Source organism: Neisseria zoodegmatis (assembly GCF_900187305.1).
GTDB lineage: Bacteria > Pseudomonadota > Gammaproteobacteria > Burkholderiales > Neisseriaceae > Neisseria > Neisseria zoodegmatis.
In genome coordinates this window covers 471996-498565 of sequence record NZ_LT906434.1, presented here as the reverse complement: position 1 = coordinate 498565, position 26570 = coordinate 471996, and the positions used below count along the sequence as shown (strand labels likewise).

Here is a 26570-nt window from a genome sequence, read left to right as displayed (position 1 = left end):
GGCCTCTGTTTTACCCTTCCGCTTCTTTACTCCCTTTCGGGGCAGGCGGTTCTATTTGTTCTTTCCAGCCGCATTCTTTCTGCGGGCAGACTTTTTCCACACCCCAGCGTTTGGTGGTTTTGATGGTCAACACCGGCCATTGGCATTTCGGGCAGGTTTCAGCAATCGGCGGGTTCCACGTGGCGTAGTTGCAGTCGGGGTAGGTGCTGCAGCTGTAAAACAGTTTGCCGTAGCGTGATTTGCGCTCGACCAGATGGCCTTTTTTGCATTGCGGGCATTCTACGCCGGTGTCTTTGGGTTTTTCCAAAGGTTCGATGTATTTGCACTTCGGATAGTTGGCGCAGCCGATGAATTTGCTGCCGGTGCGGCTGTATTTGTAAACCAGTCCGCCGCCGCATTTGGGGCATTCGCGGCCTTCAAGTTCGGCTTGTTCGGCGGCTTCTTTGGCGATGCGCTCGGCGGCCTGCTCGGCGGTTTCGTTGACGTTGCGGGTGTAGCTGCATTCGGGGTAGCCTGCGCAGGCGACGAAGCGGCCCATTCTGCCGAATTTGATTTGCAGTTTGTGGTTGCCGCATTTCGGGCAGATTTCGTCCAGCTCTTCGGTGGTGAATTTGGCGCGTTCGATGCCTTCTTTTTCTTCAACCTGTTTGTGGAATCCTTTCCAGAATTTGTCCATCACGGGAATCCACTCGCGTTTGCCGGTGGCGATTTCGTCGAGCTGGTCTTCCAGTTTGGCGGTAAAGTGGTAATCGACGTATTGGGCGAAATGTTCGGTCAGGAATTTGTTGACGATGTCGCCGGTGTCGGTGGGCATGAAGCGTTTTTGCTCCAGAGTTACGTATTCGCGCTCTTTCAGGGTGGAAATGATGCTGGCGTAGGTGGAAGGGCGGCCGATGCCGAATTCTTCGAGTGCTTTCACCAGTGTTGCTTCGTTGAAGCGCGGCGGCGGGGTGGTGAAGTGCTGCTCGCCGTAGATGTTGTCGACGGGCAGTTTTTCGCCTTCTTTCATTTCGGGCAGTTTTTTGTTGTCTTCGTCTTCGTCGTTGTCGTCCACGCCTTCTTCATACACGCTCAGGAAGCCTGCGAAAGTTTGCACTTGGCCGGTTACGCGGAATACGCCGTTGCCCACGGCGATATCGACGGTGGTTTGGTCGAATTTGGCGGGGTTCATTTGGCAGGCTACGGTGCGCTGCCAGATCATTTGGTAGAGTTTGAATTGGTCGGCAGTTAAAAACGGCTTGACGCTTTCGGGGGTGCGGTACACGGAAGTCGGGCGGATGGCTTCGTGCGCTTCTTGTGCGTTTTTCGATTTGGTTTTGTATTGTTTGGCGGCGGAAGGCAGGTAGTCTTTGCCGATTTTGTTTTCGATGTAGTGGCGGATTTCGGTCAGCGCTTCGTCAGACAAAGTTACGCTGTCGGTACGCATATAGGTAATCAAACCGATGGCACCCTGCCCTACGTCGATACCTTCGTACAGTTGCTGGGCGGTGCGCATGGTGCGGTCGGTGGTCATGCCGAGTTTGCGCACGGCGTCTTGCTGCATGGTAGAGGTGGTAAACGGTGCTGCGGGGTTGCGGCTGCGTTTTTTCTTTTCGATGGCGGCCACTTGGGCTTCTTGCCCTTCCAAACCTTTTAAGACGGCCTGTTGCGCGGCTTCGTTGGGCAGGGAGAACTGCTCCAGCTTTTCGCCGTTCCATTGCACGAGTTTGGCGGTGAATTTGCTGCGGCCTTTGTGGCTGTCGAGATGTACCGACCAGTATTCCTGCGCTTCAAATGCGCGGATTTCGTTTTCGCGTTCGCAAATCAGGCGCAAGGCGGGGCTTTGTACGCGGCCTGCGCTCAAGCCGCGGCGGATTTTTTTCCACAATAGGGGGGAAAGGTTGAAGCCGACCAGATAATCCAACGCACGGCGCGCCTGTTGGGCATCGACCAGATTTTCTTCGAGTTCGCGCGGGTGGGCAATGGCATCGAGCACAGCGTTTTTGGTGATTTCGTGAAACACGACGCGCTGCGGCTTGATGTTTTTCAAGCCGCGTTTGGATTTGAGGATTTCCTGCAAGTGCCAAGAGATGGCTTCGCCTTCCCTATCCGGGTCGGTTGCCAGATAGAGGTTTTCGGCTTCTTTGGCGGCGGCCACAATGGCATCGACATGCTTGGCGTTGCGGCTGACCAGCTGGTATTTCATGGCAAAGTTGTTGTCGGGATCTACCGCGCCGGTTTTGGGTACCAAATCGCGCACATGGCCGTAGGAAGCGAGGATTTCAAAATCGCTTCCGAGATATTTTTTCAGCGTTTTGGCTTTGGAGGGCGACTCCACAATCAATAAATTCTTTGCCATCGTCGGCTCCCTTGGGTTATTCGTGCCATACCGTTGCCGTTGTGATTTCAGACGGCCTGCGCGCATTTGTTGTGCGGTGCCGTCTGAACGGGAAGCTCGGTATATATAGTGTCAATCTGTATCGGCTAACTGCTTATTATTATATTTATATGATGCCGTCTGAAACCTTGTCAAAACTATTTTCGGTTTCAGACGGCATCAAAAAGCGATGAGCGTATGTGTGTTTATGTAAAAGGCGCACAATATACCGCAAATCCTACTGTTTGTGCGCCAATTCGATACTGCCCGACAAGCGGTGTTGTAAAAAGAGAAAAGCGGGCGGCGGCATGGCGGTTTTGAGGAGGCCGTCTGAACGCCATCAAGGCCGTCTGAATTTTCAGACGGCCTTGATGTATGTGATTCCGAAACTTTATATGGTTTTAAAGTTTCTTGCCGCAAGCGGTTTCAAACTGTTTTTCGGTGATGGTGCCGCCTTGCACGCTCATGGGGCGCAAACCGGCGGCCGTGTAGGTTTCATTGGCCACTACTGTGCCTTTTTCGTCGAGCAGTTGGAGGGCGGTTAGGCGGTAGGTTTTGTTGGTGCAGTGGATTTCCCAAGTGCCGATGGCGGTTTTGTATTTGGGGGTGTTGCCGTAATTGTGCGAACCGGGTTTAACCACCACTTTTCTGTCGCGGAAGGTTACTAAATTGCCGTTTTTGCGGATGCTGTTTTTGTCGACAGCCACTTTGATATTGCCGTTGGCAACCGTGCCGATACTGCTCCAATTGCCGCTTACCGAAGGGCCTGTGGGGCTGTTGACGGTGGTACACGCAGCCATCAACAAAACAAGGGAAGCCGCAGCAAAGCGCGGAAAAAGGCGGTAGGTATTCATACATTCCTTTCAGACGGCCTGCGGGCAGACCATAATCAAAACGCCGATATATTAAGCGGTTTTATGTGATTGAACACAAAAATAAATAAAATAGCGTAAACCGTCTGCATTAAGTTGGGCCGCATCTTGAATTAAAAAACACCCCGCCACGGCTTGAATCCGTTGGCGGGGTGCGTTTTATCCAAGCACATATCAACCGATCAGCTTGCCCTGATGCAGCAGGAACAATACCGTAAAGCTGCTCAAATAAATCAAGCCCGCCCAAGCCAGCCACATCAGCCACGGTTGCAGCTTATGGCTGCCTTTGCGCACTAAAGAAAGGTTCAGCCAAGCAAAAACCGGCGTGCTCACAAACGAAGCGATCATGGCAAACTTCAGCATCACCAGCACCGCACCTTTGAAAAACAGAATCACACACAGGCCGGCAACCGCCGCAAACGTAATCCATGCTGCCAAAATACGGTTGGTGTTGCGCTCGCCGCCCACAATCAGGCGCAACGATTCCATATTGGTGCGCGAATAGCCGTCGATCACCGTAATCGTTGTGCCGTACATACACGCAAAAGCAATAAAAGTAACCAACCAGCGCGACCATTCGCCGATGGTGGAAGCATACATATTAATCAGTTGGCTGATATACGCGCCGCCGGCCATTTTCACTTCCGTGCCCGAACCGTACTGCACCAACGCACCCAAAGCCAAAAACACCAGCGCCAGCAATGCCGTGCCGATATAGCCTACGTTAAAATCGAACAAGCCGTCTTGATAGCTGACTTTTTCCAGATTGCGCTTGGCCGCCACCCACATCGAATTAATCGCCGAAATCTCGATCGGCGCAGGCATCCAGCCCATCAACGCCACAATAAACGCCAGCGCGCCCAAATTCCACGGGCTGGGTTCGATAAAATCGGCCTGCATCTGCGAACCGTTTAACGCCGCCACAATTACGGCGGCAACGGTAGTAACGGTAAGGCTGACCATAATGATTTTCGACATACCGTCAACCGTGCGGTAAGGCCCCACCAGCAGCAGCAACACCGCCGATGCCAGCACCGCAATCGAAAGCCCGTTTACCGACCATTCTCCCGGCAACACAAAATTCAAAATCGCCGCACACAACATGCTCACCGCCGCCGTATTGATAACGGTGGCAAACAGGTTGAGCACAAAAAACACCCACAAATAAATTCTGCCTTTTTCCGCATAGCCTTCAAGCAGGCTCTTGCCCGTTTCCAGCGTGTATTGCGGGCCGAAGCGGAAAAACGGATATTTAAACAGATTGGCCAGCACAATAATCAACGCCAACTGCCAGCCGTAAAGCGCACCGGCCTGAGTGGACGCAATAATATGCGAACCGCCCACCGCCGCCGATGCCATCATAATCCCAGGCCCCATCGCTTTAAAACGGCTGCGCCAGCGCGAACCGTTTACCGTTTGCTCATTCATGTTCAATTTTCCCATTCATAATTAACTGCGTAACGGCACCGCCGCAACACAGAGAAGCGGCCATTATAGAGAAATTCATCCTGATTGTTTATCTAAAAACCACGGTTTACGCCTGCCCTCCAACAGGCAGCAACACAGCCGGCACCGATTGCACGCAAACCGCCGATAACGGCCTGTCGCGAAAACGGTATAATACGCGGCAGAAACCCTGCACGGTGCCGCATATATTAAGTAAAGCCGCCGCAACACGGTTTCAGGCCGTCTGAAAAACTTTCAGACGGCCTGCGGGTTCTAACCCGTACGGCACGGGCTGTCCCGCCGCCCTTACAACAACAATGTTACCCCGTAACAACAAAGGAACCTACCATGAACAAATCTTTATATACACTCGGCACGCTTGCCGCCCTCACCCTGCTGGCTGCCTGCGGCGGCCAAAACAACAACGCCCAAGCACCCGCGGCTGCCACCGCATCCGCAGCGGCCGCAACAGGCGCGAAAGCATCGGTTGAGCAGCGCGAACAACTGATGGAAAACTACAAAAAACAAATGGGCACAATGGCCAAAATGGTTAAAGGCGAAGCACCTTTCGATGCCGCCGCCTTCCAACAGGCTGCCGACAATTTAGATGCCGATGCAGGCAAACCGTGGGAACACTACACCCCCGAAAGTGCCAAAGAAGAATCTGAAGCCAAGCCCGAAATCTGGAGCAAGCCCGACGAATTTAAAAAAGAAATCGACAAATTCACCGCCGCAACAGCCGCTCTGAAAGTAGCCGCCGCTTCCGGCAAACTCGACGATGTGAAAAAACCCTTCGGCGAAGTCGGCCAAAGCTGCAAATCCTGCCATGATTCATTCCGCAAAGAATAAACCCCAACCCGCCTAACGATTTAGGCTCAGGCCATAGTCAATCCACTTAAATTTCACAACAAAACCGTCATACTCGGGCTTGACCCGAGTATCTCCCAAGTTTGCTGAAACTCAAGATACTCGGGTCAAGCCCGAGTATGACGAATGTACTGTTTTTAAGTTGATCCACTATATACAAGGCCGTCTGAAAACCTCTTTTCAGACGGCCTGAACTTTGTCCGACCGCCGTATATAATGCCTGCCGGAAACCACCACAGAAAGCACAACATGTCCCTACAAATCTATCTCGTCCGCCACGGCAAAACCGTCTTCAACACCGTAGGCCGCCTGCAAGGCTGGAGCGACTCGCCGCTCACGCAGGAAGGCCGCGACATCGCCGCCCGTTTAGGCCGCGGATTGGCCGAACGCAGCATCCGCTTCGATGCCGCCTTTTCCAGCACCGCACCGCGCGCCGCCGAAACCGCCCGTATCATTTTGACGCATCAGGGGCAATCCGATTTACCGCTGACACAACTGCCCGATTTGCGCGAATACTGCTTCGGCGGCTTTGAAGGCGAATTCAACCACACCCTGCACCAAACCATCGCCGCATCGCTGGGTTTACCCGACGTATCCACATGGAAACAGACATACCAAAACGCCGACCGCCACTTACTGGCCGAAACGGTTGCCGCCTTGGACGAACTGGGTTTGGCCGAAAACGAACAGCAGTTTACAGGCCGTCTGAAAAACGGCATGGCAGAAGTTGTACGGCAGAGCGACGGCGCCCAACGCATATTGGTTGTCGCGCACGGCATGGCCATCACGGCTATTTTGAAAAACATTGATTTCAACAGCATCCCCTACCGCAGCGTGGACAACGCTTCCGTATCCCGGCTGCGGTTCGAGCAAGGCAAATGGCGGATCGAAAGCGTGGGAGAAACCACTTTTCTATCGGCATAACATTTCAGCATGCCATGCGATTGGTGTAAAAAATACAGTATCTGCAAATTTCTGAAGAATAGTTGAAAAATAACTTGTGTTTATTTTTGTTAAGAATGATAATCTGGTTTTACAAATACCAACGGTCTGAAAATTAGACTACCGGTTATTTTGCAACTTAACGCACAATAAATAACTTTAATAAAAAGGATTAAACACATGAACGCGGTTAAAAAACTTTTTGTACTCACTTCGGCTATGGCTGCCCTATCAGCTTCAGGGTTGGCAGCGGCAAACAGCCCTGCAACGGGCGAGCTCCATGTAACTATTCGTATTATGCCTGTTTGTAAAGTTGTAACAAATACAGGCAATGCTCCCAGCCAATTAGCAAACCCACCTTCTGCCGGCGCAGACATTGATTTCGGCGAGTATCCCTCCTCTCATAACACTGAAGTACAGGGTTTAAGCAAGGCAGGAGCTACTAACGGCATTAGTGTTACCTGTACTAAAGGAACCCCATATACCATCAGCTTAACGCCAAGTAATAACAGCACTAACGGTAGTGGCGAGATGAGCATGGTTCGCAAACATGTCGGCGATGCAGCACCATTATCACAAGACAACGACAAAATTGCTTATACACTTTACCAAGATTCTAGCTATGCAACTCCTTGGGGCTCCCAAAATAATGCCAAACAAGGTCTAGCAGGTACAGGTACAGAACAACTCTACCCTGTTTACGGTAAAGTAGCCGGCGACCAACTCAACAAAACTGCCGGCCGATATGCTGACCGCGTATCAGTAGAAGTTAGCTACTAACTCTAAACCAACCCAAACTCCACAACTCGTCATACTCGGGCTTGGCAGCAGTTTCAAGGCATTTAACGATGCCTGCCGATATCTGCGTCAAGCTCGGATATGGCGTATATTGTTTTTAAGCCCAAATAAATATTTTATTTGAATATTTTTGAAATAGCTGCGTTATTTTCCTTCATTCCAACCTTCATCATGAAAGCGGATACAGATATGGCTAACCTGAAACCTTCCCCAGCTTGCATACTTACCGGTTTGGTACTGGGTGCGATATCCGGTGCCTTTGCCGCCGGCCTGCAAGTCAGCCCTACCGGTTTGTCCCTACCCGCCAAACAGCGGGCAGGCGTTTTCACGTTAACCAATACCGGTGCCAAACCGCTGACCGCGCAGGTGCGTGTGTACCGCTGGAGCCAAGACGGTGAAGGCAAAGACGTGCTCACACCCAGCGGCGATGTTGTGGCCAGCCCGCCGATGGTGAAACTGGCTGCCGGAAAGGCACAGCAATTCCGCGTGATCCGCACCAAGCCCGCCGCTCCGCACGAAGAGGCGTTCCGCTTGGTGGTAGACGAATTGCCCGCCCCTGAAGACAAGCCACAAGCAAGCCTGCAATTTGTATTGCGTTATTCGATTCCGCTGTTTTTAAACCAAACCGATTCGCCCGAACCGCAACTGCAATGGCGCGTCGAGCGGGCAGCGGGCGGCAAAAGCGTGCTCACCGTTAAAAATATCGGCAAGGCTTATGCCCAGTTGAGCAATATTTCTGTGAAAAACGGCAGCAAAGACAAGAGCTTGGCCGGCGGTTTGGCCGGATATGTGTTGCCGGGCAACACTTGGAAAAGCGTAGTGGATGCCGATCCTGCTTCTTTGAAAAACGGCGGATTGTCGGCCACGGTAAACGGTCGGCAGATAAAGCCGGAGGTTCAAGGTGCAGTACGTTAATACTGCATTTCCTTTAAAACAGATTGTTTCCGGCATTTTCTTGTTTTTATACACGTTTCAGGCATCCGCCGAAACCTTCGCTCCGGAAACCGCCGCGTATGCCCAAGAATGGCTGCCGGTTTATCCGCAGGTGTCTGTAAACGGCAGCACGGCGGAAGGTCTGTTCAAATTTATGTCGCACCACGGGCGTTTATTCGTCAAAGCGGATACGCTCGCTTCTCTCGGCATCCATACGCCCGATTCGCATATACGGCAGGCCAATCAGGCCGAAGGGCAGATTGGCACCGAAAGCTCTGCCACGCCTGCAACCGATACAAACCCGATCACAACAAAATCCGAAACCGAACTTGCCGCTTCGGAAAGGCCGTCTGAAAAAGGCCTGTCTGAAAACCCGACCGAGCTTGACGGGCAATCCCCAACACATAACCAAGCACACCAAGCGGGCAATCCAACTGCCGCCGACACCGCTTCATCCGGCTGGATTGAGCTGGAAACCATTCCCGAACTGCACGTTCAATACGATGCCGCCGCCCAAACTTTGGCACTTACCGCGCCTTTGGACTGGCTTAACCTGCCTGTAACCCATATCGGCAAAGAAACCGAACAAGCCTACCGGATTGCCCGCCCCGGTTTCGCGGGCGTGTTGAACTATGATTACAACATCACACGCAACGGCAACGGCAGCATCGGCCACGGCCTGCTGACCGAAGCGCGCCTGACCACTCCTGCCGGCTATCTGAGCCACAACCATCTGTGGAACCGCCATCAAGAAAACGAGCGCAGCACCAACAAAAACGTGCGTTTGGACACCTATTGGCGCAGCACTTGGCCGGAACAAGGCTTAGTGCTGACCGCCGGCGACATTTTTGCCGGCCAGTTGAGCGGCAGCAGCTCGCGCTTGGGCGGCGTTAAACTCGAACACACCTACCGCACCCAACCGTGGCGGAACACCGCGCCTTTGCGTTCTTATTTGGGCGAGACCACTTTGCCCGGCACCGTCGATTTATATTTGAACGGCGTAAAACAATACAGCCAAGATGTAGCCGCCGGACGCTACGAAATCACCTTGCCCCCTTCCATCAGCGGCAGCGGCACGGCACAAGTGGTGGCGACCGACGTATTGGGCCGCCAAGTAAGCGTTGATTTGCCTTTATACCGCGGCACCGGCATGCTGGCCAAAGGCTTGAACGAATGGTCGTTGGAAGCAGGCTATTTGCGGCGCGGCTACGGCATCAGCGATTTCGACTACCACAAAACACTAGTTGCAAGCGGCGCAATACGTTACGGCATCAGCCACTTTCTAACCGGCCAGCTTCATGCGCAGGGCGGCGGCGGATACCGCCAGTTCGGCGCGGCGGCCAACAGCGTTATCGGCTCGCTGGGGCAACTGAACCTCAGCCATGCGCAAAGCCGTTTCAAACAACACAAAGGCGCGCAAAGCAGCATATTTTTCAGCACGCAAAAAGGCGCATGGTCGTTTGGCGCGGGCTGGAGCCTTTACAGCAACCGTTTTTCCGAATTAAGCCGGATTCTCGATGAAAAAGCATTTCAGCCCGAACCCGGCCACATCCGCACAGCCTCCGCCTCACTCGGCTGGAGCAGCCGCAAGTTAGGCTCGTTTGCACTCTCTTATCTGCACAACAAACGCAGCGCAGAAAAGCAAACAGACAAAATCGGCACACTCAACTGGAATGTGAATATCGGCAAACGCCTCGGCGTGTATCTGAATGCCGCACACCATTTCAACAACAGCGAACAGCGCAGCCTCTACGGCGGCATATCGCTCAGCTTGGACAAAGGCTATTCCGCCAATGCCGGCAGCCAGCGCGACGGCAGCGGCAACCGAAGCCACCGCGTCTCTCTAAGCAAATCTTCCGCCGGATTGGGCAGCCTTTCTTGGAACATCGGCTGGCAGCAGCAAAGCAGCAGCCACACCAAACGCCAAGGCCATCTGAACGGCTATCTGAATCACGATACCCAATACGGCGACTTCAGAGGCAGCGTTTACCACACCAACGGCATGACCAACTGGAACACCGGCGTGCGCGGCGGCATCGTGCTGATGCGGGGCGACGTGTTCGCCACCCGCACCGTGAACGACAGTTTTGCCGTCGTCAACGCGGGCGGCATGGGCGGCGTGCCCGTGATGCTGTTTAACAACACCGTCGGCAAAACCAACCGCAAAGGCCTGCTGCTGGTGCCCAACTTATCGGCTTACCAGAAAAACTCGCTTGATATCGACATTACCGATTTGCCGCAAAACGTGCAGGTAGAACACTCGCGCGTACAAGCCGTGCCGACCGAACGCTCCGGTGTGGCGGTGGATTTCAAAATCAACATCATGCGTGCCGCTTCCCTGACCCTGAAACATTCAGACGGCCTCTTTGTAAAAGACGGCTCGGTGATTCGCAGCGAAGACGGCACGCCCGTTGCCGTGGTCGGTTTCGACGGCCGCGCATTTGTCGAACAGTTGGCGGAAGGGCGCAACCGCTTTACGGTGCAACAGCCCGAAAACGGCGGCGAATGCCGCTTTGAAGTGGATTATCAAACCGAACAACATCAAGACAGCCTGCCCGATTTAGGTGAAATGATATGTTTACAATCAACAAAATAGAGAAAAAGCCACGGCAAACAGGCAACCCTGCCCGCCTGACGGCCGCCTTGTCCGCCATATTGCTGAGCCTGCTGCCTGTTCAGGAGGCTTGGGCGAAGTGCAGGGCCGACATGCAAAATGTCGATTTCGGCAATGTGGATATACTGTCGCCGCAGCCGGCCGCCACTCAAGCGCAAGTATCCGTTACTTGCCAAAAAGGCGATACTACACCCGAGAGTATTGAGCAACGATTCAATATATGTTTGGCAGTAGACGGCGGACGGCATAACACACGCCAGATAAACCCGCGCAACATGTGTTCGAACGGAATCTGTGATTTGTCATACAATTTCTATACCGACCCCGGCCATACAATCGTTTGGTCTACTCCGAGACAGGGCGGCAATACCATCAATGCCACCGTTATCATTCCTCCCGGACGCAACTCTGTAACCGTTAACCTGCCTGTATACGCCAAGTTGGCTCCTCCATTTACAAATACTGTACCAGGGCTTTATACCGCAGATTTTTCAAAAGGGTCTACTTCATTGGCTTTCAGTCCAAAATCATCATGCGGCCTAGCATCGGATCGTTTCGAGTTTACCGCATCCGCCACTGTTATTCCCAGCTGCATCATTAGCGAGGCAAGAGACATCAACTTCGGCACAGTTCAAACAAACGCTACCAACCTGCAAGGCCAATCGTCTTTTAAAGTAACCTGTACCCAAGGCACGCCCTACAAAATCGGCCTGCAACCTTCCAATAACAATCAAAACGGGCAAGGGGTTATGCGGGCTGTGCAGGCAGGAAACCCCGACGGCGTACCCTACCAACTGCGTTCGACCGCCGGATTAAACGGCACCGTTTGGGGAAACACGGCAACCGCCCAAAGCACCAACAACGGCGTAGCCGGAACCGGTAGCGGCACGGCACAGAAACACGATGTATATGCCACCATCAGCTCAGTTAACAACTACCGCCCGGGTGAGTATCGGGACAGAGTCATCATTAACGTTCATTATTGAAACAGACGGATAGGCTTGCCCGCGCCGAACCGCTTGAATATCGAAGGCTATAGTCAATCGACTTAAACACAGTACGTTCGTCATACTCGGGCTTGACCCGAGTATCTTGAGTTTCAGCAAGTTTGGGAGATACTCGGGTCAAGCCCGAGTATGGCGGCTTTGCTATTAAACTTAAGTAGATTGACTATATATGTTCGACGGCAGGCAAGGATGCCCGCCCTACGGCGTTTCAATATTTTCCAGCCTGCTTTAGGCTGTATGCGGCAGGTCATCTGATAAGAAAACTGCACCTTTTTAGTCGGAAGGGTGTCCAACTTTTGGGGTGCAGTTCAATATTTTCAGACGGCCTTGACGCGTTTGCACAATCAGTAAAAGCTTTCCATGCTTACGCCCAAGCCGCAGGGGCGGATTGCCTGCCCACACGCTGTTTGAAAACATGGAAATGCTGCCAGATCGAGCTTTTTACCTTTACCTTCACTTTCATTCCGCCCGCACCCTTTCATACCGTTTACACTTGAGAATAGTAATAATTTTTACAATCATAAAAAATTCTGTTAACATGATTCGCTAATATTGGGAATGATTCTTAATATTAAAATTAATATGATGTAGCTGATTCAAAACAAAAAACTAACGGCTGTCGCGGCAATCTGTGTAAAAACGGATGTTGCCGACGCCTTTCGGCGTTTACACAAACCTTTTCTTTACGCAGCTTCCGTTAGCGCCGCACGGCTTTGTTTGAAGCAGCCGACATAACACGATAAAGGCTGTTTACCTGATATATCAGCCTCGAACGGAGATGAATGATGAAATTTAAGCAACTTCCTCTGACTGCCGCGGTATTGGGCGCATTGTGTGCAACACCTGCATTCGCCGCCAACTCGGAAACTTCCAACGTAACGCTGGATACCGTTACCGTAACCGGCGACCGTCAAGGCGCGAAAGTGAAAACCAATGTGGTAACCACCCGCTCGAAAGACGAAAGCACCGAAACCGATTTGCGCGGCCTGTTTAAAGAAGAGCCTGCCATCGGCATCGGCGGCGGCAACGGCACTTCGCAATACCTGTATATCCGCAATATGGGTCAAAACTCGGTGGATGTGAAAGTCGACAATGCCTATTCCGACAGCCAAATCCACTACCACCAAGGCCGGCACATGCTTGACCCTGCTTTGGTGAAAATCGTATCCGTGCAAAAAGGTGCGGGCAGCGCGTCGGCCGGTATCGGCCAAACCAACGGCGCGGTGATTGCGAAAACCTTAGACGCCCAAGATTTGCTGAAAAACAGCACCAATCCCGATTTCGGCTTCAAAGTGAACAGCGGCTACAACACCAACGACGGCCACAACTACGGCCTGACGCTGTTCGGCAAACCCGGTGCGGTTGACTTCGTGCTTTCCGGCAACCGTGTGAAAGAAAGCAACTATAAAGGCGGCTCGGGCTACCGCAACGGCTTAGACGGCAGCAACCGCGTGCCGTTTAGTGCCTTAGACAAAACCGGCTATCTGGCCAAAATCGGCGTTGATGCAGGCGAAGACCACCGTTTTGTATTAAGCCATCTGAACAACGAGCATAAAGGCGAGCGTGTGGTGCGCGAAGAATTTGCCGTAGGCGGTGAGAGGCTCACATTGGAGCGCCAAGCACCTGCCAAGCGCAAAATGAGCATCAATCAAACCAACCTTGAGTGGACGGGCAAAAATCTGGGCTTCGCCCAATCGGCTGCCGCCAATATCTACCGCTTGGAAAAAAACCGCTGGTCTGTTGACGACAGCAAAAACGGCTACGCGGGCGGCAACAGCAATATCGGCCCCACCGAGACCAAAATCGAAACCATCGGCGGTAATGTCAACTTCGATTCGCACCTCAACGACCGCATTCTGCTGAAATACGGTGTCAACTACCGCACCCAACAAGTGAAACCGAACCAGATTTTCCGCGCGGGTGTAACAAGGCAGAAGAAACAGGATGTCGGCGTTTATACCGAAATGATTGCCGATGTGGTTAAAAATCTTACGCTGACCACCGGCCTGCGCTACGACCACTTCAATTTCAAAGCGATGGACGGCAAAAAAGTGAGCAGCGGCTCCGTCAGCCCGAGCTTCGGCGTGATTTGGCAGGTTATCCCCGATTTGAGCCTCAGCGCAAGCCACAACTACGCCACCCGCAGCCCGCGTATGCAGGACGGCATTATGGCGCACGGCAAACGCGGCGTGGTTTCGATTGCTTCCGGCACCAAAGCGGAAAGAGCCAGAAATATCGAACTCGGCTTCAACTACGATAACGGCACGTTCGGCGCAGACGGCAGCTACTTCTGGCAAAACATCAGCAAAGCATTGGGTACCTCCACCGGCCGCAACAACCATTTGTGCGATGCACCGACACCGCAAAACAAAAACGAATGCTTCTCCGAAATCATCAATGCCGGCAAAGTGAAAAACTCCGGCTACGAATTGGGCGCATCGTTCCGCAAAGGCGGCTGGAAAGCACGGGTGGGCGTGGCTTACAGCAAGCCGAAATTCTACGGCGAACGTTTGAGCGCAAACCCCGAATACGCCATGCGTATCGGCCGCACTTGGACAGGCTCGCTGTCTTACCGCTTTGCCAATCCCGACTTGGAAATCGGCATCCAGCACCGCCAAGTTGAAGGCGTGAAGAAAGAAGACAACTACATCTTGGTCAACCGTCAAGTAACAGCGGCCGACAAAGGCAAAAAAGCATTCGGCGTAACCGATCTTTCCGCCAACTGGAAACCGCTCAAAAACGACAAGATGAATGTGAACTTCGCCGTGAACAATGTCTTCAACAAAAACTACATCCCGCACGCCCAACGCAGCGACTTGCCCGGTGCCGGCCGAGAGTACCGCGTCGGTTTGAATTACACTTTCTGATGGGTTAACCCAACCATCAAGAAGCATGGGATATAGTCATAGAGGCCGTCTGAAAGCGAACTTGTAAGCTTTCAGACGGCCTTTACTGTTTGGCGAATTGAAGAGATCCAACCATTACTTGCATTGAACATCTATTGCCGAGGGCGAACCGCGGGCGGATATGCAATCCCGCCCCTACGCAAGCCGGTTGCCGTTGGGAAGGTGTTTTGGCGAAGCTCACAAGTTCGCTTTCAGACGGCCTCAATATATTGATTCGCTGGATGAAAGCATACGGCCAATCCATATCAGAATATAGCCGTCATACTCGGGCTTGACCCGAGTATCTCTTAGAGTTACCTGAACTCAAGATACTCGGGGCAAGCCCAAGTATGACGTATATACTATTTTTAAGTTGGTTAACTTATTTGCCTGTTTTAAAACCGTTTCAGCTAAACAACACCGAAGCGTTGCCGATGCCGCCGATGGATACCGACATGAAATCGCCTGCGCTCACGTTTTCCAGCGGCACCAGCGCGCCGGAGAGGATGATTTCGTCGGCTTTGAGCGGGATGCCGAAGCTGCCTAGGGTGTTGGCGAGCCAAGCGACGCAGTTGGCGGGGCTGCCGAGGGCGGCGGCACCTGCGCCGGTGCTGATGATTTTGCCGTTTTTCTCGACGACCATGCCGCAGGTGCGCAAATCGACTTGGCGCGGGCTGACGGCGGTGTCGCCCAGAATCAGCAGGCCGCAGGAGGCGTTGTCGGCAACGGTGTCTTGGATTTTGATCTGCCAGTTTTCGATGCGGGAATCGACGATTTCAAAACAGGGCATCACGCATTCGGTGGCGGCGATCACGTCGGCGGCGGTTACGCCGGGGCCGTTGAGGTCTTTTTTCAGCACGAAGGCGATCTCGCCCTCGGCGCGCGGCTGCATCAGCATTTGGCTGATGGGCATGTCTTGCCCTTGGCTGAATACCATTTTGTCGGTGAGAAAGCCGAAATCGGGCTGGTCGACTTTGAGCATGGATTGTACGGCGTGCGAGGTGAGGCCGATTTTTTTTCCGATCACTTTTTCGCCTGCGTCCAAGCGGTGTTGCAGGAAGGCTTGAGAGATGTGGTAGGCGTCTTCGATGGTGATGTCGGGTGCCTGTTCGGTAAGCGGGCGGATGGCTTGGCGGTTGGTCATGGCTTGGTAGAGCATGGTGCCGAAGCGTTTGATGTCGTCTTGGGTCATGTGGTTTCTCCGCTTGAGGCCGTCTGAACGTTCAGACGGCCTTTTGTTATGGGTTGTGGGGTATGGCGGGCAGGGATGCCCGCCATACTGGTTTTCAGACAGGCATTTCTTCAACCCTGTCTGCTTGCCGTGCGCTTGGGTTGTTAGGCGGCGGGCAAGGATGCCCGCCCTGCGGTTTTTAGAACCGTACAGTCTGCTTTCAGACGGCCTGCTTAAAGTTTGATGCAGATGTTTTTCAGCTCGGTGTAAAACTCCAGCCCGTGCACGCCGCCTTCGCGGCCGATGCCGGATTGTTTGGCGCCGCCGAATGCGGTGCGCAAATCGCGCAGGAACCAGCTGTTTACCCACACCAAACCGGCTTCCATCTGCTCGGCCACGCGCACGGCGCGGCTGCTGTTTTCCGTCCAGATGGCGGCAGCAAGGCCGTAGCGGGTGTCGTTGGCCAGCGCAATCACTTCTTCTTCGCTGTCGAAGGGGCGGATGTGGCAGCAGGGGCCGAAGATTTCTTCGCGAATCACGCGGGCGTCGTCCGGCAATCCTGTCCAAATGGTCGGTTCTATCCATGCGCCGTCTTGCAGGGCTTCGCCCATGTCGGGTATGCCGCCGCCGATTTCTACGGTTGCGCCTTCTTCTTCGGCCAGTTTGTAGTACGACAGCACTTTATCGCGGTGTTCCAAACTGATTAGGGGGCCGAAATTGGCTTCGGGGTCTTCGGGGCGGCCGGGCTTGAGTTTGGCCACTTCTTCTTTCATGCGTTTTAAAAAGGCATCGAAGAGCGGGCGTTCTACATATACGCGCTCGGTGCCGAGACACACTTGGCCGCAGTTGACGAAGGCGGAACGCATGGTGCCTTCGACGGCTTTTTCCAAGTCGCAGTCGGCAAACACGATGGCGGGGTTTTTGCCGCCGCATTCCATCGAGATGTTGCGCAGGCCGACGGCAGCGGCTTTCATGATGATTTCGCCGGTGCGGGTTTCGCCGGTAAAGGTGATGGCGTCGATGTCTTTGTGTTCGGTAAGGAAGGCACCGGCGGAATTGGGGCCGAAGCCGTGCACGACGTTGAACACGCCGGGCGGTACGCCGCATTCGTTCATTACCTCGCCCAGCAGGGTGGTGGTGGCGGGGGTTTCTTCAGACGGCTTCACGACCACGGTGTTGCCGCAGGCCAAGGCGGGGCCGACTTTCCATGTCATCAACAGCAGGGGCAGGTTCCACGGGGCAACCACGGCAACCACGCCTTTGGGGGTGCGGTGGCCGACGTTTAATGCGCCTTTGCCGTCGGACGTGTCGAGACGGAAGCCTTCGGTGGGGTGGTTGGCCAAGGTTTCGGAGAAGGCTTTGAAGTTGGCCGCGCCGCGCGGGATGTCGATATGGGCGGCCATTTTGCGCGGCTTGCCGGTATCGAGACATTCGGCTTCGAGAAATTCGTCGAAGCGTTCGTTGATGCGGTCGGCCACTTTATTGAGCAATTCGATGCGCTCTGCCTGCGTGAGTTTGCCCCACGGGCCTTTGAGTGCGGCGCGGGCGGCGGCAACGGCGGCATCGACTTCTTCTCTGCCGCCTTCGTGTACGATGCCGATCACGCTGTTATCTACGGGGTTGCGGTTTTCAAAGGTTTTGCCGCCGGCGGAGCCGACATATTTACCGTTGATAAAGTGTTTGAATTCTTTCATGTTTCTGCCTCTGTTTTCGATAGGGTTCGTGCACGCTTTTCAGACGGCCTTGATGCCTGTCTGAAAAGAACGGTTAGACCGCTCAATACTTCATCAATAACCGCCGTCATACCCGGGCAGACCCGAGTAGGACGGTTATTCATGTTCAGACGGCCTCTTGTTTCGAGCAGGCCGTCTGAAACATGCCGCTTAAGTCAATACGGTTAAGAAACGCTCGTTGAGCACGCGGTCGTGGTAGAAAATGGCTTTGCCCAGCTTATCCACATCCCAAGTAACGGGCGGGTGGTCGGGATAATAGTAGTCGCCGCCCGCAAACACTTCGTTGCGGTTGCCGGAGGGGTCGAAGAAATAAATCGTCTGCCCGTGGGTTAAGCCGTGGCGGGTCGGGCCGATGTCGATGGAGGTATCGGTCATGGAGATTAAATCGCCTGCCAACAGCACGTCGTTCCATGTTTCCAAGTAAAACGAAGCATGGTGGAATTTGCCTTTTTCGGGGTGGCGGATAAAGGCCACGTCGTGCGCTTTCATCGAGCAGGTTAAAAACTGTGCGGCCCGCGCGCCCTCGGGCGTAACCACCTGCTCGGCCAAACCGAAACCCAACACTTGGGTGAACAGATCAAACGTGCGGTCGAGATCGTCGCCGTAAAGCAGGCAGTGGTCGAAACGGGTGGCCTTCATGCCTTTCAAATCGCGCGGCCACGCTTCGGGGTTGTGGTTGCTCACACCGTATTTGCCCGGTTGGTCTTTGGTGGCAAACAGCTCGAACACATGGCCTGTGGGCGCGGTAAAACGCACGCGGCGGCCGCAGCCTTCCAGCTCGCCGGCGGGGATGTCGTGCACGTCCAAACCGCCGAAATCAACCAGCTCTTGGCGCAGTTGGTCTAAGGTGGCTTCGTCAACCACTTTAAACGCCATGAAATCCATACCGGCTTCGTCTGCCTCGCGCAGCACCACCGAAAAACTGTCTATTTCCGTCCAGCCTTTAAAATAGCGGCGGCCCTGCCCGTCGGTGCCAACGGGAATCAAGCCCAACAAGTCGCCGTAATGTTTCACGGCTTCATCCATATCCAATACGCGGATTTGCACATGGCCGGGGCGCATCACACCTTTTCTCATCTTCTTTCTCCTTGTTTGTATCCAGCAAACAATCTAAAAACGCCATAACGGGCGAACCGATACGCAGCCCAAGCGGCTTGAAGCGGCGGTTACGCAAACGGGTTGTAGGGAGTGCAGGGCTTTTCGCTCACCACTTCCATATCGCTTTCGGGAAACACCCGGCAGGCCAAAACCACGCCCTGCGCCAAGTCTTGCTCGTTGATATGGGTTTTGCTCATGGCCTTTTTGCGGTAGCTGCCCGACACGATGCGGATTCTGCACACGCCGCATCCGCCGCCGCGGCAACCGACGGCAATCGGCGGCTGCCCGTTGCGCTCCGAGGCAACCAGCAGGCTTTGCCCTTCTTCAACCGTGATATTGCGCAAACAGCAATCCGAATCGATTTGCTCTTTGATACATACCGTGTAGCACATCACCTCACCTCCTTGCTGCTTGGGTGGTTTCAGACGGCCTCCATGCCGTCTGAACACACTAAGCACCGTCAGCGGCCTTTGGCTTTGGCCGACTCTCCTGCAATACCGAAATGCTGCTTGGGCATTTCGTTAATCAGCACCCGCACCGATTCTTTGGGCGCACCCACGGCGCGGATCATGGCTTCGGTTACTTCGCGGATAACGGCTTCTTTCTGCTCGTCGGTGCGGCCTTCCATCATGTGGACTTGAATAATCGGCATGGTTGTTTCCTTTCTTTAGGTTTATTCAAAACGGCCGCTGATGCTGCCCAAATCTTGGAAATGCACGCAGAACGAGTCGCCTTTTTCCACCTGTACGGCGGCGGTAATCGCGCCGATCATCACAAACGAACCGGCCGGTAGATATTCGCCGCGCTCGGCCAGCATGTTCGCCAGCATGGCCACCGATGCGGCCGGATGCCCCAACACCGCCGCGCCCGCGCCGGTCTGCACCACTTTGCCGTTGATTTCCATCACCACGCCCAGCGTTTTCAAATCCAATTCGCTCGCGGGTTTGGCACAGCCGCCGGTAATGAAACGGCTGGAAGAAGAGTTGTCGGCAATCACCGATTTCAAATCGAATTTGAAATCTTTATAGCGCGAGTCAATCACTTCGATGGCGGGCATCACGAAATCGGTGGCGGCCAATACGTCGCCGATGTGGCAGCCGGGGCCGCGCAGGTCGGCTTTGGTTACAAACGCCAGCTCGGCTTCGATTTTGGGGTGGATCAGCTCGTCGTGCTTCACCGCCGCGCCTTCGGGCACGCTGAAATAGTCGGCCAGAAAACCGTAGCAAGGGTGTTCCACGCCCATTTGGCTCATCTTCGCCCATGAGGTCAGCCCCATTTTCATGCCGACGATTTTGTTGCCGCGCACTTCTTTGCGGCGGCGGATTTCCCATTGGATGTCGAAGGCGTCTGCGTAATCCATATCGGGAAAATCGTCGGTGATTTTAGTCACTTCATAAGCCTGCAATTCGGCGTTTTCCAAATGTTCGGCCAGTTGCTCGATGTGTTCTCTGCTTAATGTGCTCATGCTGTTTTGCCTTTCTGCTTGGCCATGGTGAGTGCCAAATCTTCGATCATGTCTTCCTGCCCGCCGACGGTGCCGCGCTTGCCCAGCTCCACCAAAATTTCGCGGGCGGACACGCCGTATTTGGCTTCGGCGCGTTTGGCAAACAGCAGGAACGACGAATACACGCCCGCATAGCCCAGCGTGAGCGCGTTGCGGTCGACGCGGATGGGGTGGTCCATAATCGGCACCACGCGGTCTTCGGCCACGTCCATCAGTTTGAAGAGATCGGTGCCGTGTTCGACACCCATGCGCTCCAACACCGCCACAAACACTTCCAGCGGCGTATTGCCCGCGCCTGCGCCCAAACCTGCAACCGAACCGTCGATGCGGTTGGCTCCGGCGTGCACGGCGGCCAGCGAGTTGGCAATGCCCATGCCGAGATTGTGGTGGCCGTGGAAGCCCAGCTCGGTTTCGGGCTTAAGGGCTTGGCGCAGCGCACCGATTTTTTCTTCCACTTCTTCGGGCAGCATGTAGCCTGCCGAATCGGTGCAATAGATGCAGTTGGCGCCGTAGCCTTCCATCAGCTTGGCCTGCTCGATCAGTTTGGCGGCGGGCACCATGTGCGCCATCATCAGAAAGCCGACGGTATCCAAGCCCAGCTCGGCGGATTTGGCGATGTGTTGTTGGGAAACGTCGGCCTCGGTGCAGTGCGTGGCCACGCGGATGCACGACACGCCCAAGTCTTTGGCCATCAAGAGATGGTCAACGGTGCCGATGCCGGGCAACAGCAAGGCCGACACTTTGGCCTGCTTCATTTTGGGAATCACGGCGCCGAGGTATTCTTCGTCGCTGTGGGCGGGAAAGCCGTAGTTGAGCGACGCGCCGCCCAAGCCGTCGCCGTGGGTTACTTCAATCAGCGGCATACCGGCTTCGTCGAGACCGGTGGCGATGTTTACCATTTCGTTTAACGAAATCTGATGGCGTTTGGCGTGCATGCCGTCGCGCAGGCTCATATCGTGCAGGGTAACTTTTTTACCTTTTAAATCCATGTCGTTCTCCTTAGCGTGCGGGCAAAGTCAACACGCCGTTGGCCGCTTCTTCGGCAAACATTTCGGCGGTGCGCAAACCGGCGGCGGTCATGATGTCGAGATTGCCGGCATAAGGCGGCAGAAAATCGCCCAAGCCCTTCACTTCTACGAAAATCGACACTTTGTTGCCGTCGAACACGGGGCCGTTGACCAGTGTGTAGCCCGGCACATAGCGCTGCACGTCGGCCACCATGCGGTGTACGGATTCGGTAATCGCGGCTTGGTCGGGTTCGCTTTCGGTGAGGCAATGGATGGTGTCGCGCATCATCAAAGGCGGTTCGGCCGGATTGATGATGATGATGGCTTTGCCTTTTTTGGCGCCACCCACACTTTCCACGGCCTGCGCGGTGGTGCGGGTGAATTCGTCGATATTGGCGCGGGTGCCGGGGCCGACCGATTTGGACGACACGGTGGCGATGATTTCGCCGTAGCTGACGGGCTGAACGCGGGAAATGGCCGCCACCATCGGAATCGTGGCCTGCCCGCCGCAGGTAACCATGTTGACGTTCATTTCCAGCTTTTCAGCATGGGCTTTGAGATTAACGGGGGGAATGCAGAAAGGGCCGACGGCAGCGGGGGTCAAATCAATCATGATCACGCCCTGCTCGTTGAGCTTTCGGCTGTTTTCGGCATGTACATAAGCGGACGTGGCGTCGAAGGCGATGCGGATGTCGTCTTCTTTCACATACGGCAGCAAGCCGTCCACGCCGGTGTCGCTGATTTTAATGCCCATGTCGCGGGCGCGCTTCAAGCCTTCGGATTGCGGGTCGATGCCGACCATCCACACCGGCTCTATCCACTCGGAACGCTTCATTTTCATCAGTAGGTCGGTGCCGATGTTGCCCGGCCCGATAATGGCCGCTTTTAGTTTTTTACTCACGGCTTTCTCCTCTTATTATCTGGTTGTTCGTCAAGGTTTTCAGACGGCCTGTCTGAACATCTGAACCGTGGTTCAGATTTTTTTGAACAAGGCCGAACGGGTTTGTGTTTCGCTGCCGTCGGCAGCAGTTAAGAAACGCTCCATGTGGATGTCGCGCTCAAACAGGCGGCTCTGCATCAGGGTGGATACGGCCGCTTCGATCATCGGCGGCGGGCCGCACAGATAAGCTTTGTGGCCGCTGCAACGGTTGCTGAAGTAATCGGCCACGGCTTCGTGTACGAAACCGTTGAAGCCTTGCCAGTTTTCTTCGGGCAGGGCGGCGTTCAATGCCGGAATGTAGTGGAAGTTTTCATGCGCTTCGGCCAGCTTTTCAAACCGCTCGCGGTGGTAGAGTTCGGCTACGTTGCGCGCGCCCTGAAACAGGTAAATCTGGCGGCTGTCACCCGCTTCCAGCAAGTCGAGAATCATGGATTCGGGGCTGGACAAACCCGAACCGCCGGCAATGAAAATCACGTCTTGGTCGTCGGATTTGCGCACGAAGAATTGGCCGTAAGGGCCGGAAAGCGGCAGCTCGTCGCCTTCTTTCAGGCTTTCGTGCAGCCAGGTTGTGGCCGCGCCGCCTTCGACTTTGCGCACATGCAGTTCAACCGTGTCGGCCATCGACGGCGGATTGGCAATCGAAAACGCACGCGTGCCTTCCACGCCCGGCACTTGCAGGTTGATATATTGGCCTGCCTGAAACTGCATGGGCCGGTCGAGCTTCAGCGTAATGCCCAAAATGGTGGGGGAAAGCGGTTCGGCGGCCACCACGGTGGCGGTGTAGTCTTCCACGGGGTAGCCTAAGAAGTCGGGGTCGACATCAATGTCGGCTTCGATGGTTACGTCCGATTCCGGCATGAAGCAGCAGGCCAAAACCTTGCCCTCGTCGCGCTCGACATCCATCAAGGCAAACGGTGAGGCGTTGCCCAAATCGCCGTAGCCGTCGGTTACCTGCACTTTGCAGGTGCCGCAAGTGCCGTGGCCGCAGGCAAAGGGCAGCCACACGCCCTGACGCAGCGCGGCATTCAGAATGGTTTGGCCTTCTTCCACTTCGATCACATCGCCGGTCGGCTCTACTGTTACTTGGTAGCTCATTGCACCCTCCTTATCTGCTTATACGCCGCTGCCGTTCCAGCCGTTGAGGCCGGGAGTGTTGAAGCGCAGCAGGGATTTATGGTCGAAACCGAGCTGTTCGAGGGTTTTGCCGTCATCGGGGGCAAGCGCACGGCCGTTCAACTGCCACTCGACATCGTCCCATTTGATGGAATCGAAATCGGGGTGCTGCGAAAATCCCTGCTTGAGCACGTTTTGGCGGAAATCTTGGAAGGGCATATCGGGCGGCAGGGCGAAAGCCAACGCCGAACAAAACAGCAGGTGTTTGTCCCAGCCGACAAATACTAAAATGTTGCCGCCGAAGTTTTCGCGACGGTCGCGCACTTCGCCGCGGTAATTGCTGACAATGGCTTTGGTAGGCATGGTGTTCTCTCCTTTTATTTATCGGGTTGTGTATGCAGCCTGTGCAGACGGCCTCTGCGTCTGCGGCTGGCCGGTGCGAACAAATCGGGCGGATCAGGCCACGCCTTTCCATTCTTTCCATCTTTGTTCGTCGGGAGAACCTTTCATATCCAAGTTGTCTGCTCCCACATTGAGGCGGTAGTAGTCGCGCAAAATGCTTTCCAAATCGGGGCCGCCACAGTTGCCTTGGAGAATTTGATGAACCGGCAGCCAGGCCTGTACGAATTTTTCGGGTTCGTCCACAAAAATATCGTGGCAGCCGTCTGAACACATGTGGTAACGCTCGCCTTCAAATTCGGCGCTGCGGTAGCTGATTTCGCCGGGGTCGCCGTTCATTTCGGTGAAGCCCATCGGCACTTGGCACACTTGGCACAGTTGCGGCAGGCCGTTTGAATAGAAGCGTTTGCCTTCGGCTTCCATTTTTTTCGCCAGCTCCCAGCGTGGGCGGTAGTATTTGTCGAAAGTGTCGGGGTATTTTTCGCTCAGCCAATCCAGCTCTTCGTCGGTCGGAATCCAAGTGTGGAAGCCCGCCGCGTGGCCGAAGTTGTAGAAAATCCACCACGCTTGATGGGAAATGTGCTCTTTTTCTTTCTCGATCACATCGCTGTATTTGGGCAGGCGGATGCCGTAGCGCGACAAATCTTTAAACAGTGCGCCGCCGGCTTCTTCAAAATACACTTCCCATGCTTCTTTCCACGACATCACTTTGTTGGGCAGCATGTAATCCATCATCATGGCCACGATAGACAGCAGGCGGGTGCCGCGCCAAAACCATTTGTCGATCCACTTCTGCACGATGGGCAGGTTGTCTTCGTGCTGTTCCAACAGGAATTTGATGATTTCAAGGCCGAGCGTCATGTGGCGGGCTTCGTCGGATTGCGCGCTGAAACCGAAGGTAACGGTGGCCATGTCGCCGTTGTGCGCCGCGCCCGACATAAACGGCACAAACAACAGATTGGTCAGCACATATTCAAACGAGAAGCTGATGGCCAGCAAAAATTCAAACGGCCCTGCCGAACGGGCGTCTTCGAAGAACGATTTGGGCACGGAGAGATACCACACACGGTCGTGCATGTGGCTCCAGTCTTGGAAACCGTCGAAATATTTGTTGTAGTGGCTCATGGCGTGGATTTGGGTTTGCACATGGCGCAATTCGTCGATCGACTGCATTTGCGAGGCAATGCGCGCCCCGATGCCGCCGAACTGGCGCCCCACATGGGCATAACCTTGATAAGCCTGATATTCGAGCGGGGTAACGCCGGTCAGGAAGATTTTGATGGCATTCACATAGCGCGGATCCGAGATATTCAACTGGCCGTTGTTTTGGGCAAACGCATCAAAAATGGCATACAGTTTTTTCTCTTTTTCGGCCTGATATTTCCAATAGGCATCCATGGTGAGGCGGAACGGGTCTTCCCATTTCGACCAGTCGGTGATTTTGATGCCTTCGAAGTCTTCATACGGAAACGCTTCCTTGCGGTCTTGATAGGAAAAATCCCAATCCAGATCGCGCGTGAGCAAACGGTATTTGTCTTTTAAATTCAGTTTTGCCATGGGGTGTCTCCTCGTTATTCTTTCTAGCGGCTTGTTGTATGCCGGTGGTTTCAGCGGTTCCAGCTTAACGTGAGGCTTTCGTCGTCTTCGTCCACGTTGCCGCCGATGGTAACCAGATTCAGATGCAGCTCCTGCACCTCCCAACTTTGCCCCAGCTTTTCTTCTACCGTGGCTTTGTTCACCACTAACTTGCCTTCACACTCCATACGGATCATGGCAGGCTGGTAGATCACCACCACATCGGGATTGTCCTGTTCGACGGCTTCAACGATATAGCGGGAAGTGTCGTTGTCTTGCAGAGCGAGATAAACTTTTGACATGCTTTATTCTCCTTTCGCCGTCAGGCCGATTTTGGCCGCACGTTTGGCCATTTCGCCGTTAACCGTTTCCACCACCGCACCGCCGTCTTCAAACAAAGCGTCGATTAACGGACGGTAGGCTTGCGTGGTTTTTTCCTGCCATTTTTCCACCCAGCCGCTTATCAGGGCGCGGTTGGATTCGTTTTCGGCAGCTATGGTTTTCAAAACGCTGTCTGCCCAACCCGCTTGGTCTTTCAGACAGAGCTGCATAAATTCGGTGAGCATGGAAATATCGCGCGCATTGTTATCCAGCAGCCATTGGTCGAGCTTTTGGTAAAACACTACATTTACCAAGGTATCGGCCACCAGATTTTGGGCAACAAACAATTCGCCCCAATCTTTATGCACCAGCATTTCTTCGCACAACGCCCGCACACCTTGCCAAGCAGGGTCTTCCATCCAGATTTTTTTGGAGCGGGCCAGCGATTCGCCGCTGTTTTCGTCGAGCATCAAGCCTATGCGCGACAAATATTGCGCCATACCCAAACGGTCCATGGCGGCATACAGGCAAGCCTGAGTCAACGCCGTTCCGTAGCCGTAAGCAGAGCCGGACATCATGTTCAGATTGGCGGTCTGCTCCACATGCCGCAAAGGCAGCAGGCTGAAAATAATTTGAGATTGGATATCGGGGTTGATGAGTTTGCCCAATCCGCGCTTTTCGAAAAACGCATAATTGTTCTCGGCCGCATCCTGCATCTTGGCGCGGTTCTGCACATAGGCACTGTAAAAAAACTGGCGCGGGTCTTTTAAAACATACCAATCCTGCATGGTCAGCGCGGTATGGCCGGGGTCGTTGAGTTCTTTTTCGGGCATCCATAACGGACGGTAATGGAAATTGGCTGTCGCCTGCGCATCATAAGTGGCCTCTTGATAACGGGAGGCCGGCTTGTTGCCGAACCGCCGCTCCACATTGGCAAATGTTTGGCGAACCGGTTCGATGGTGGCGGTTTTGATTTCTAAAGTCATCTG

At 54.3% G+C, this 26570-nt stretch carries 23 protein-coding genes; 7 read left to right on the top strand and 16 right to left on the bottom strand.

Translation table 11 applies throughout. The features are described 5' to 3' along the window. Nucleotides 1-10 precede the first annotated feature (10 nt). The 3 genes from topA to CKV66_RS02335 all read right to left on the bottom strand — a co-directional run bounded on the left by topA (nucleotide 11) and on the right by CKV66_RS02335 (nucleotide 4656). On the bottom strand, nucleotides 11-2338 hold the full coding sequence (gene topA / locus CKV66_RS02345; protein ID WP_085363690.1) for a type I DNA topoisomerase: 2328 nt from the start codon (nucleotides 2336-2338) through the stop codon (nucleotides 11-13). A 419-nt stretch (nucleotides 2339-2757) separates the two neighbouring features. Further along, entirely contained in the window at nucleotides 2758-3210 is a 453-nt protein-coding gene (locus CKV66_RS02340) for a surface-adhesin E family protein (RefSeq protein ID WP_054600034.1), read from the bottom strand. A 192-nt stretch (nucleotides 3211-3402) separates the two neighbouring features. Beyond that, nucleotides 3403-4656, bottom strand: a complete 1254-nt coding sequence (locus CKV66_RS02335) for an NRAMP family divalent metal transporter (protein ID WP_054600053.1) — start codon at nucleotides 4654-4656, stop codon at nucleotides 3403-3405. A gap of 366 nt (nucleotides 4657-5022) precedes the next feature. Here CKV66_RS02335 and CKV66_RS02330 point away from each other — a divergent pair, with 366 nt between their 5' ends. The 7 genes from CKV66_RS02330 (at nucleotide 5023) to CKV66_RS02300 (ending at nucleotide 14702) form a co-directional block, all read left to right on the top strand. Continuing rightward, nucleotides 5023-5523: a c-type cytochrome gene (locus tag CKV66_RS02330; RefSeq protein ID WP_085363689.1), complete on the top strand. Its 501-nt coding sequence runs from the start codon at nucleotides 5023-5025 to the stop codon at nucleotides 5521-5523. Nucleotides 5524-5790: 267 nt separating this feature from the next. Further along, nucleotides 5791-6465 carry a histidine phosphatase family protein gene (locus tag CKV66_RS02325; protein ID WP_085363688.1) on the top strand — a complete coding sequence of 225 codons (675 nt, stop codon included), beginning with the start codon at nucleotides 5791-5793 and terminating at the stop codon, nucleotides 6463-6465. A gap of 198 nt (nucleotides 6466-6663) precedes the next feature. After that, nucleotides 6664-7263 (top strand): Csu type fimbrial protein, encoded by a 600-nt coding sequence (locus tag CKV66_RS02320; RefSeq protein WP_085356796.1) that lies wholly within the window; start codon nucleotides 6664-6666, stop codon nucleotides 7261-7263. 207 nt (nucleotides 7264-7470) lie between these two features. Next, nucleotides 7471-8196: a fimbrial biogenesis chaperone gene (locus tag CKV66_RS02315; RefSeq protein ID WP_095197822.1), complete on the top strand. Its 726-nt coding sequence runs from the start codon at nucleotides 7471-7473 to the stop codon at nucleotides 8194-8196. Between the two features lie 40 nt (nucleotides 8197-8236). After that, entirely contained in the window at nucleotides 8237-10810 is a 2574-nt protein-coding gene (locus tag CKV66_RS02310; RefSeq protein ID WP_143773803.1) for a fimbria/pilus outer membrane usher protein, read from the top strand. After that, nucleotides 10789-11814 (top strand): Csu type fimbrial protein, encoded by a 1026-nt coding sequence (locus tag CKV66_RS02305; RefSeq protein ID WP_085363686.1) that lies wholly within the window; start codon nucleotides 10789-10791, stop codon nucleotides 11812-11814. The genes CKV66_RS02310 and CKV66_RS02305 overlap by 22 nt, the downstream gene beginning before the upstream one ends. Before the next feature lie 806 nt (nucleotides 11815-12620). Further along, on the top strand, nucleotides 12621-14702 hold the full coding sequence (locus CKV66_RS02300; RefSeq protein WP_085363685.1) for a TonB-dependent receptor domain-containing protein: 2082 nt from the start codon (nucleotides 12621-12623) through the stop codon (nucleotides 14700-14702). Between the two features lie 424 nt (nucleotides 14703-15126). Here CKV66_RS02300 and dmpE read toward each other — a convergent pair whose 3' ends face one another. The 13 genes from dmpE to CKV66_RS02235 form a co-directional block, all read right to left on the bottom strand. Continuing rightward, on the bottom strand, nucleotides 15127-15912 hold the full coding sequence (dmpE, locus tag CKV66_RS02295) for a 2-oxopent-4-enoate hydratase (protein ID WP_085363684.1): 786 nt from the start codon (nucleotides 15910-15912) through the stop codon (nucleotides 15127-15129). 212 nt (nucleotides 15913-16124) lie between these two features. Further along, a complete protein-coding gene (locus tag CKV66_RS02290; protein WP_054600027.1) occupies nucleotides 16125-17585 on the bottom strand; it encodes a 2-hydroxymuconic semialdehyde dehydrogenase in 1461 nt (486 codons plus the stop codon). A gap of 189 nt (nucleotides 17586-17774) precedes the next feature. After that, the gene (locus tag CKV66_RS02285; protein WP_085363682.1) at nucleotides 17775-18701 is read right to left on the bottom strand and encodes a catechol 2,3-dioxygenase; all 927 of its coding nucleotides are present in this window, start codon (nucleotides 18699-18701) and stop codon (nucleotides 17775-17777) included. 89 nt (nucleotides 18702-18790) lie between these two features. Continuing rightward, a complete protein-coding gene (locus CKV66_RS02280; protein WP_231990510.1) occupies nucleotides 18791-19180 on the bottom strand; it encodes a 2Fe-2S iron-sulfur cluster-binding protein in 390 nt (129 codons plus the stop codon). Nucleotides 19181-19182: 2 nt separating this feature from the next. Beyond that, nucleotides 19183-19374: a 4-oxalocrotonate tautomerase gene (locus tag CKV66_RS02275; RefSeq protein ID WP_054600024.1), complete on the bottom strand. Its 192-nt coding sequence runs from the start codon at nucleotides 19372-19374 to the stop codon at nucleotides 19183-19185. 21 nt (nucleotides 19375-19395) lie between these two features. After that, a complete protein-coding gene (gene dmpH / locus CKV66_RS02270; RefSeq protein ID WP_085363681.1) occupies nucleotides 19396-20187 on the bottom strand; it encodes a 2-oxo-3-hexenedioate decarboxylase in 792 nt (263 codons plus the stop codon). After that, nucleotides 20184-21215, bottom strand: coding sequence for a 4-hydroxy-2-oxovalerate aldolase (gene dmpG / locus CKV66_RS02265; protein ID WP_085360803.1), 1032 nt, complete (start codon nucleotides 21213-21215; stop codon nucleotides 20184-20186). The genes dmpH and dmpG overlap by 4 nt, the downstream gene beginning before the upstream one ends. Nucleotides 21216-21225: 10 nt before the next feature. Then, nucleotides 21226-22134 (bottom strand): acetaldehyde dehydrogenase (acetylating), encoded by a 909-nt coding sequence (locus CKV66_RS02260; RefSeq protein WP_085363680.1) that lies wholly within the window; start codon nucleotides 22132-22134, stop codon nucleotides 21226-21228. A 72-nt stretch (nucleotides 22135-22206) separates the two neighbouring features. After that, nucleotides 22207-23268 carry an NADH:ubiquinone reductase (Na(+)-transporting) subunit F gene (locus tag CKV66_RS02255; RefSeq protein ID WP_085363679.1) on the bottom strand — a complete coding sequence of 354 codons (1062 nt, stop codon included), beginning with the start codon at nucleotides 23266-23268 and terminating at the stop codon, nucleotides 22207-22209. Nucleotides 23269-23286: 18 nt separating this feature from the next. Next, the gene (locus tag CKV66_RS02250) at nucleotides 23287-23649 is read right to left on the bottom strand and encodes a phenol hydroxylase subunit P4 (RefSeq protein WP_054600019.1); all 363 of its coding nucleotides are present in this window, start codon (nucleotides 23647-23649) and stop codon (nucleotides 23287-23289) included. Between the two features lie 93 nt (nucleotides 23650-23742). Further along, nucleotides 23743-25242, bottom strand: coding sequence for an aromatic/alkene/methane monooxygenase hydroxylase/oxygenase subunit alpha (locus CKV66_RS02245; protein WP_085363678.1), 1500 nt, complete (start codon nucleotides 25240-25242; stop codon nucleotides 23743-23745). A 50-nt stretch (nucleotides 25243-25292) separates the two neighbouring features. Continuing rightward, nucleotides 25293-25562 (bottom strand): MmoB/DmpM family protein, encoded by a 270-nt coding sequence (locus tag CKV66_RS02240; protein ID WP_054600017.1) that lies wholly within the window; start codon nucleotides 25560-25562, stop codon nucleotides 25293-25295. 3 nt (nucleotides 25563-25565) lie between these two features. Then, a complete protein-coding gene (locus tag CKV66_RS02235) occupies nucleotides 25566-26567 on the bottom strand; it encodes an aromatic/alkene monooxygenase hydroxylase subunit beta (RefSeq protein ID WP_085363677.1) in 1002 nt (333 codons plus the stop codon). Nucleotides 26568-26570 lie beyond the last annotated feature (3 nt).

Coding starts and splice junctions, on each gene's coding strand:
- topA (WP_085363690.1), bottom strand. CDS start 2,338: ATGGCAAAGAATTTATTGATTGTGGAGTCGCCCTCCAAAGCCAAAACG.
- CKV66_RS02340 (WP_054600034.1), bottom strand. CDS start 3,210: ATGAATACCTACCGCCTTTTTCCGCGCTTTGCTGCGGCTTCCCTTGTT.
- CKV66_RS02335 (WP_054600053.1), bottom strand. CDS start 4,656: ATGAATGAGCAAACGGTAAACGGTTCGCGCTGGCGCAGCCGTTTTAAA.
- CKV66_RS02330 (WP_085363689.1), top strand. CDS start 5,023: ATGAACAAATCTTTATATACACTCGGCACGCTTGCCGCCCTCACCCTG.
- CKV66_RS02325 (WP_085363688.1), top strand. CDS start 5,791: ATGTCCCTACAAATCTATCTCGTCCGCCACGGCAAAACCGTCTTCAAC.
- CKV66_RS02320 (WP_085356796.1), top strand. CDS start 6,664: ATGAACGCGGTTAAAAAACTTTTTGTACTCACTTCGGCTATGGCTGCC.
- CKV66_RS02315 (WP_095197822.1), top strand. CDS start 7,471: ATGGCTAACCTGAAACCTTCCCCAGCTTGCATACTTACCGGTTTGGTA.
- CKV66_RS02305 (WP_085363686.1), top strand. CDS start 10,789: ATGTTTACAATCAACAAAATAGAGAAAAAGCCACGGCAAACAGGCAAC.
- CKV66_RS02300 (WP_085363685.1), top strand. CDS start 12,621: ATGAAATTTAAGCAACTTCCTCTGACTGCCGCGGTATTGGGCGCATTG.
- dmpE (WP_085363684.1), bottom strand. CDS start 15,912: ATGACCCAAGACGACATCAAACGCTTCGGCACCATGCTCTACCAAGCC.
- CKV66_RS02290 (WP_054600027.1), bottom strand. CDS start 17,585: ATGAAAGAATTCAAACACTTTATCAACGGTAAATATGTCGGCTCCGCC.
- CKV66_RS02285 (WP_085363682.1), bottom strand. CDS start 18,701: ATGAGAAAAGGTGTGATGCGCCCCGGCCATGTGCAAATCCGCGTATTG.
- CKV66_RS02275 (WP_054600024.1), bottom strand. CDS start 19,374: ATGCCGATTATTCAAGTCCACATGATGGAAGGCCGCACCGACGAGCAG.
- dmpH (WP_085363681.1), bottom strand. CDS start 20,187: ATGAGCACATTAAGCAGAGAACACATCGAGCAACTGGCCGAACATTTG.
- dmpG (WP_085360803.1), bottom strand. CDS start 21,215: ATGGATTTAAAAGGTAAAAAAGTTACCCTGCACGATATGAGCCTGCGC.
- CKV66_RS02255 (WP_085363679.1), bottom strand. CDS start 23,268: ATGAGCTACCAAGTAACAGTAGAGCCGACCGGCGATGTGATCGAAGTG.
- CKV66_RS02250 (WP_054600019.1), bottom strand. CDS start 23,649: ATGCCTACCAAAGCCATTGTCAGCAATTACCGCGGCGAAGTGCGCGAC.
- CKV66_RS02245 (WP_085363678.1), bottom strand. CDS start 25,242: ATGGCAAAACTGAATTTAAAAGACAAATACCGTTTGCTCACGCGCGAT.
- CKV66_RS02240 (WP_054600017.1), bottom strand. CDS start 25,562: ATGTCAAAAGTTTATCTCGCTCTGCAAGACAACGACACTTCCCGCTAT.
- CKV66_RS02235 (WP_085363677.1), bottom strand. CDS start 26,567: ATGACTTTAGAAATCAAAACCGCCACCATCGAACCGGTTCGCCAAACA.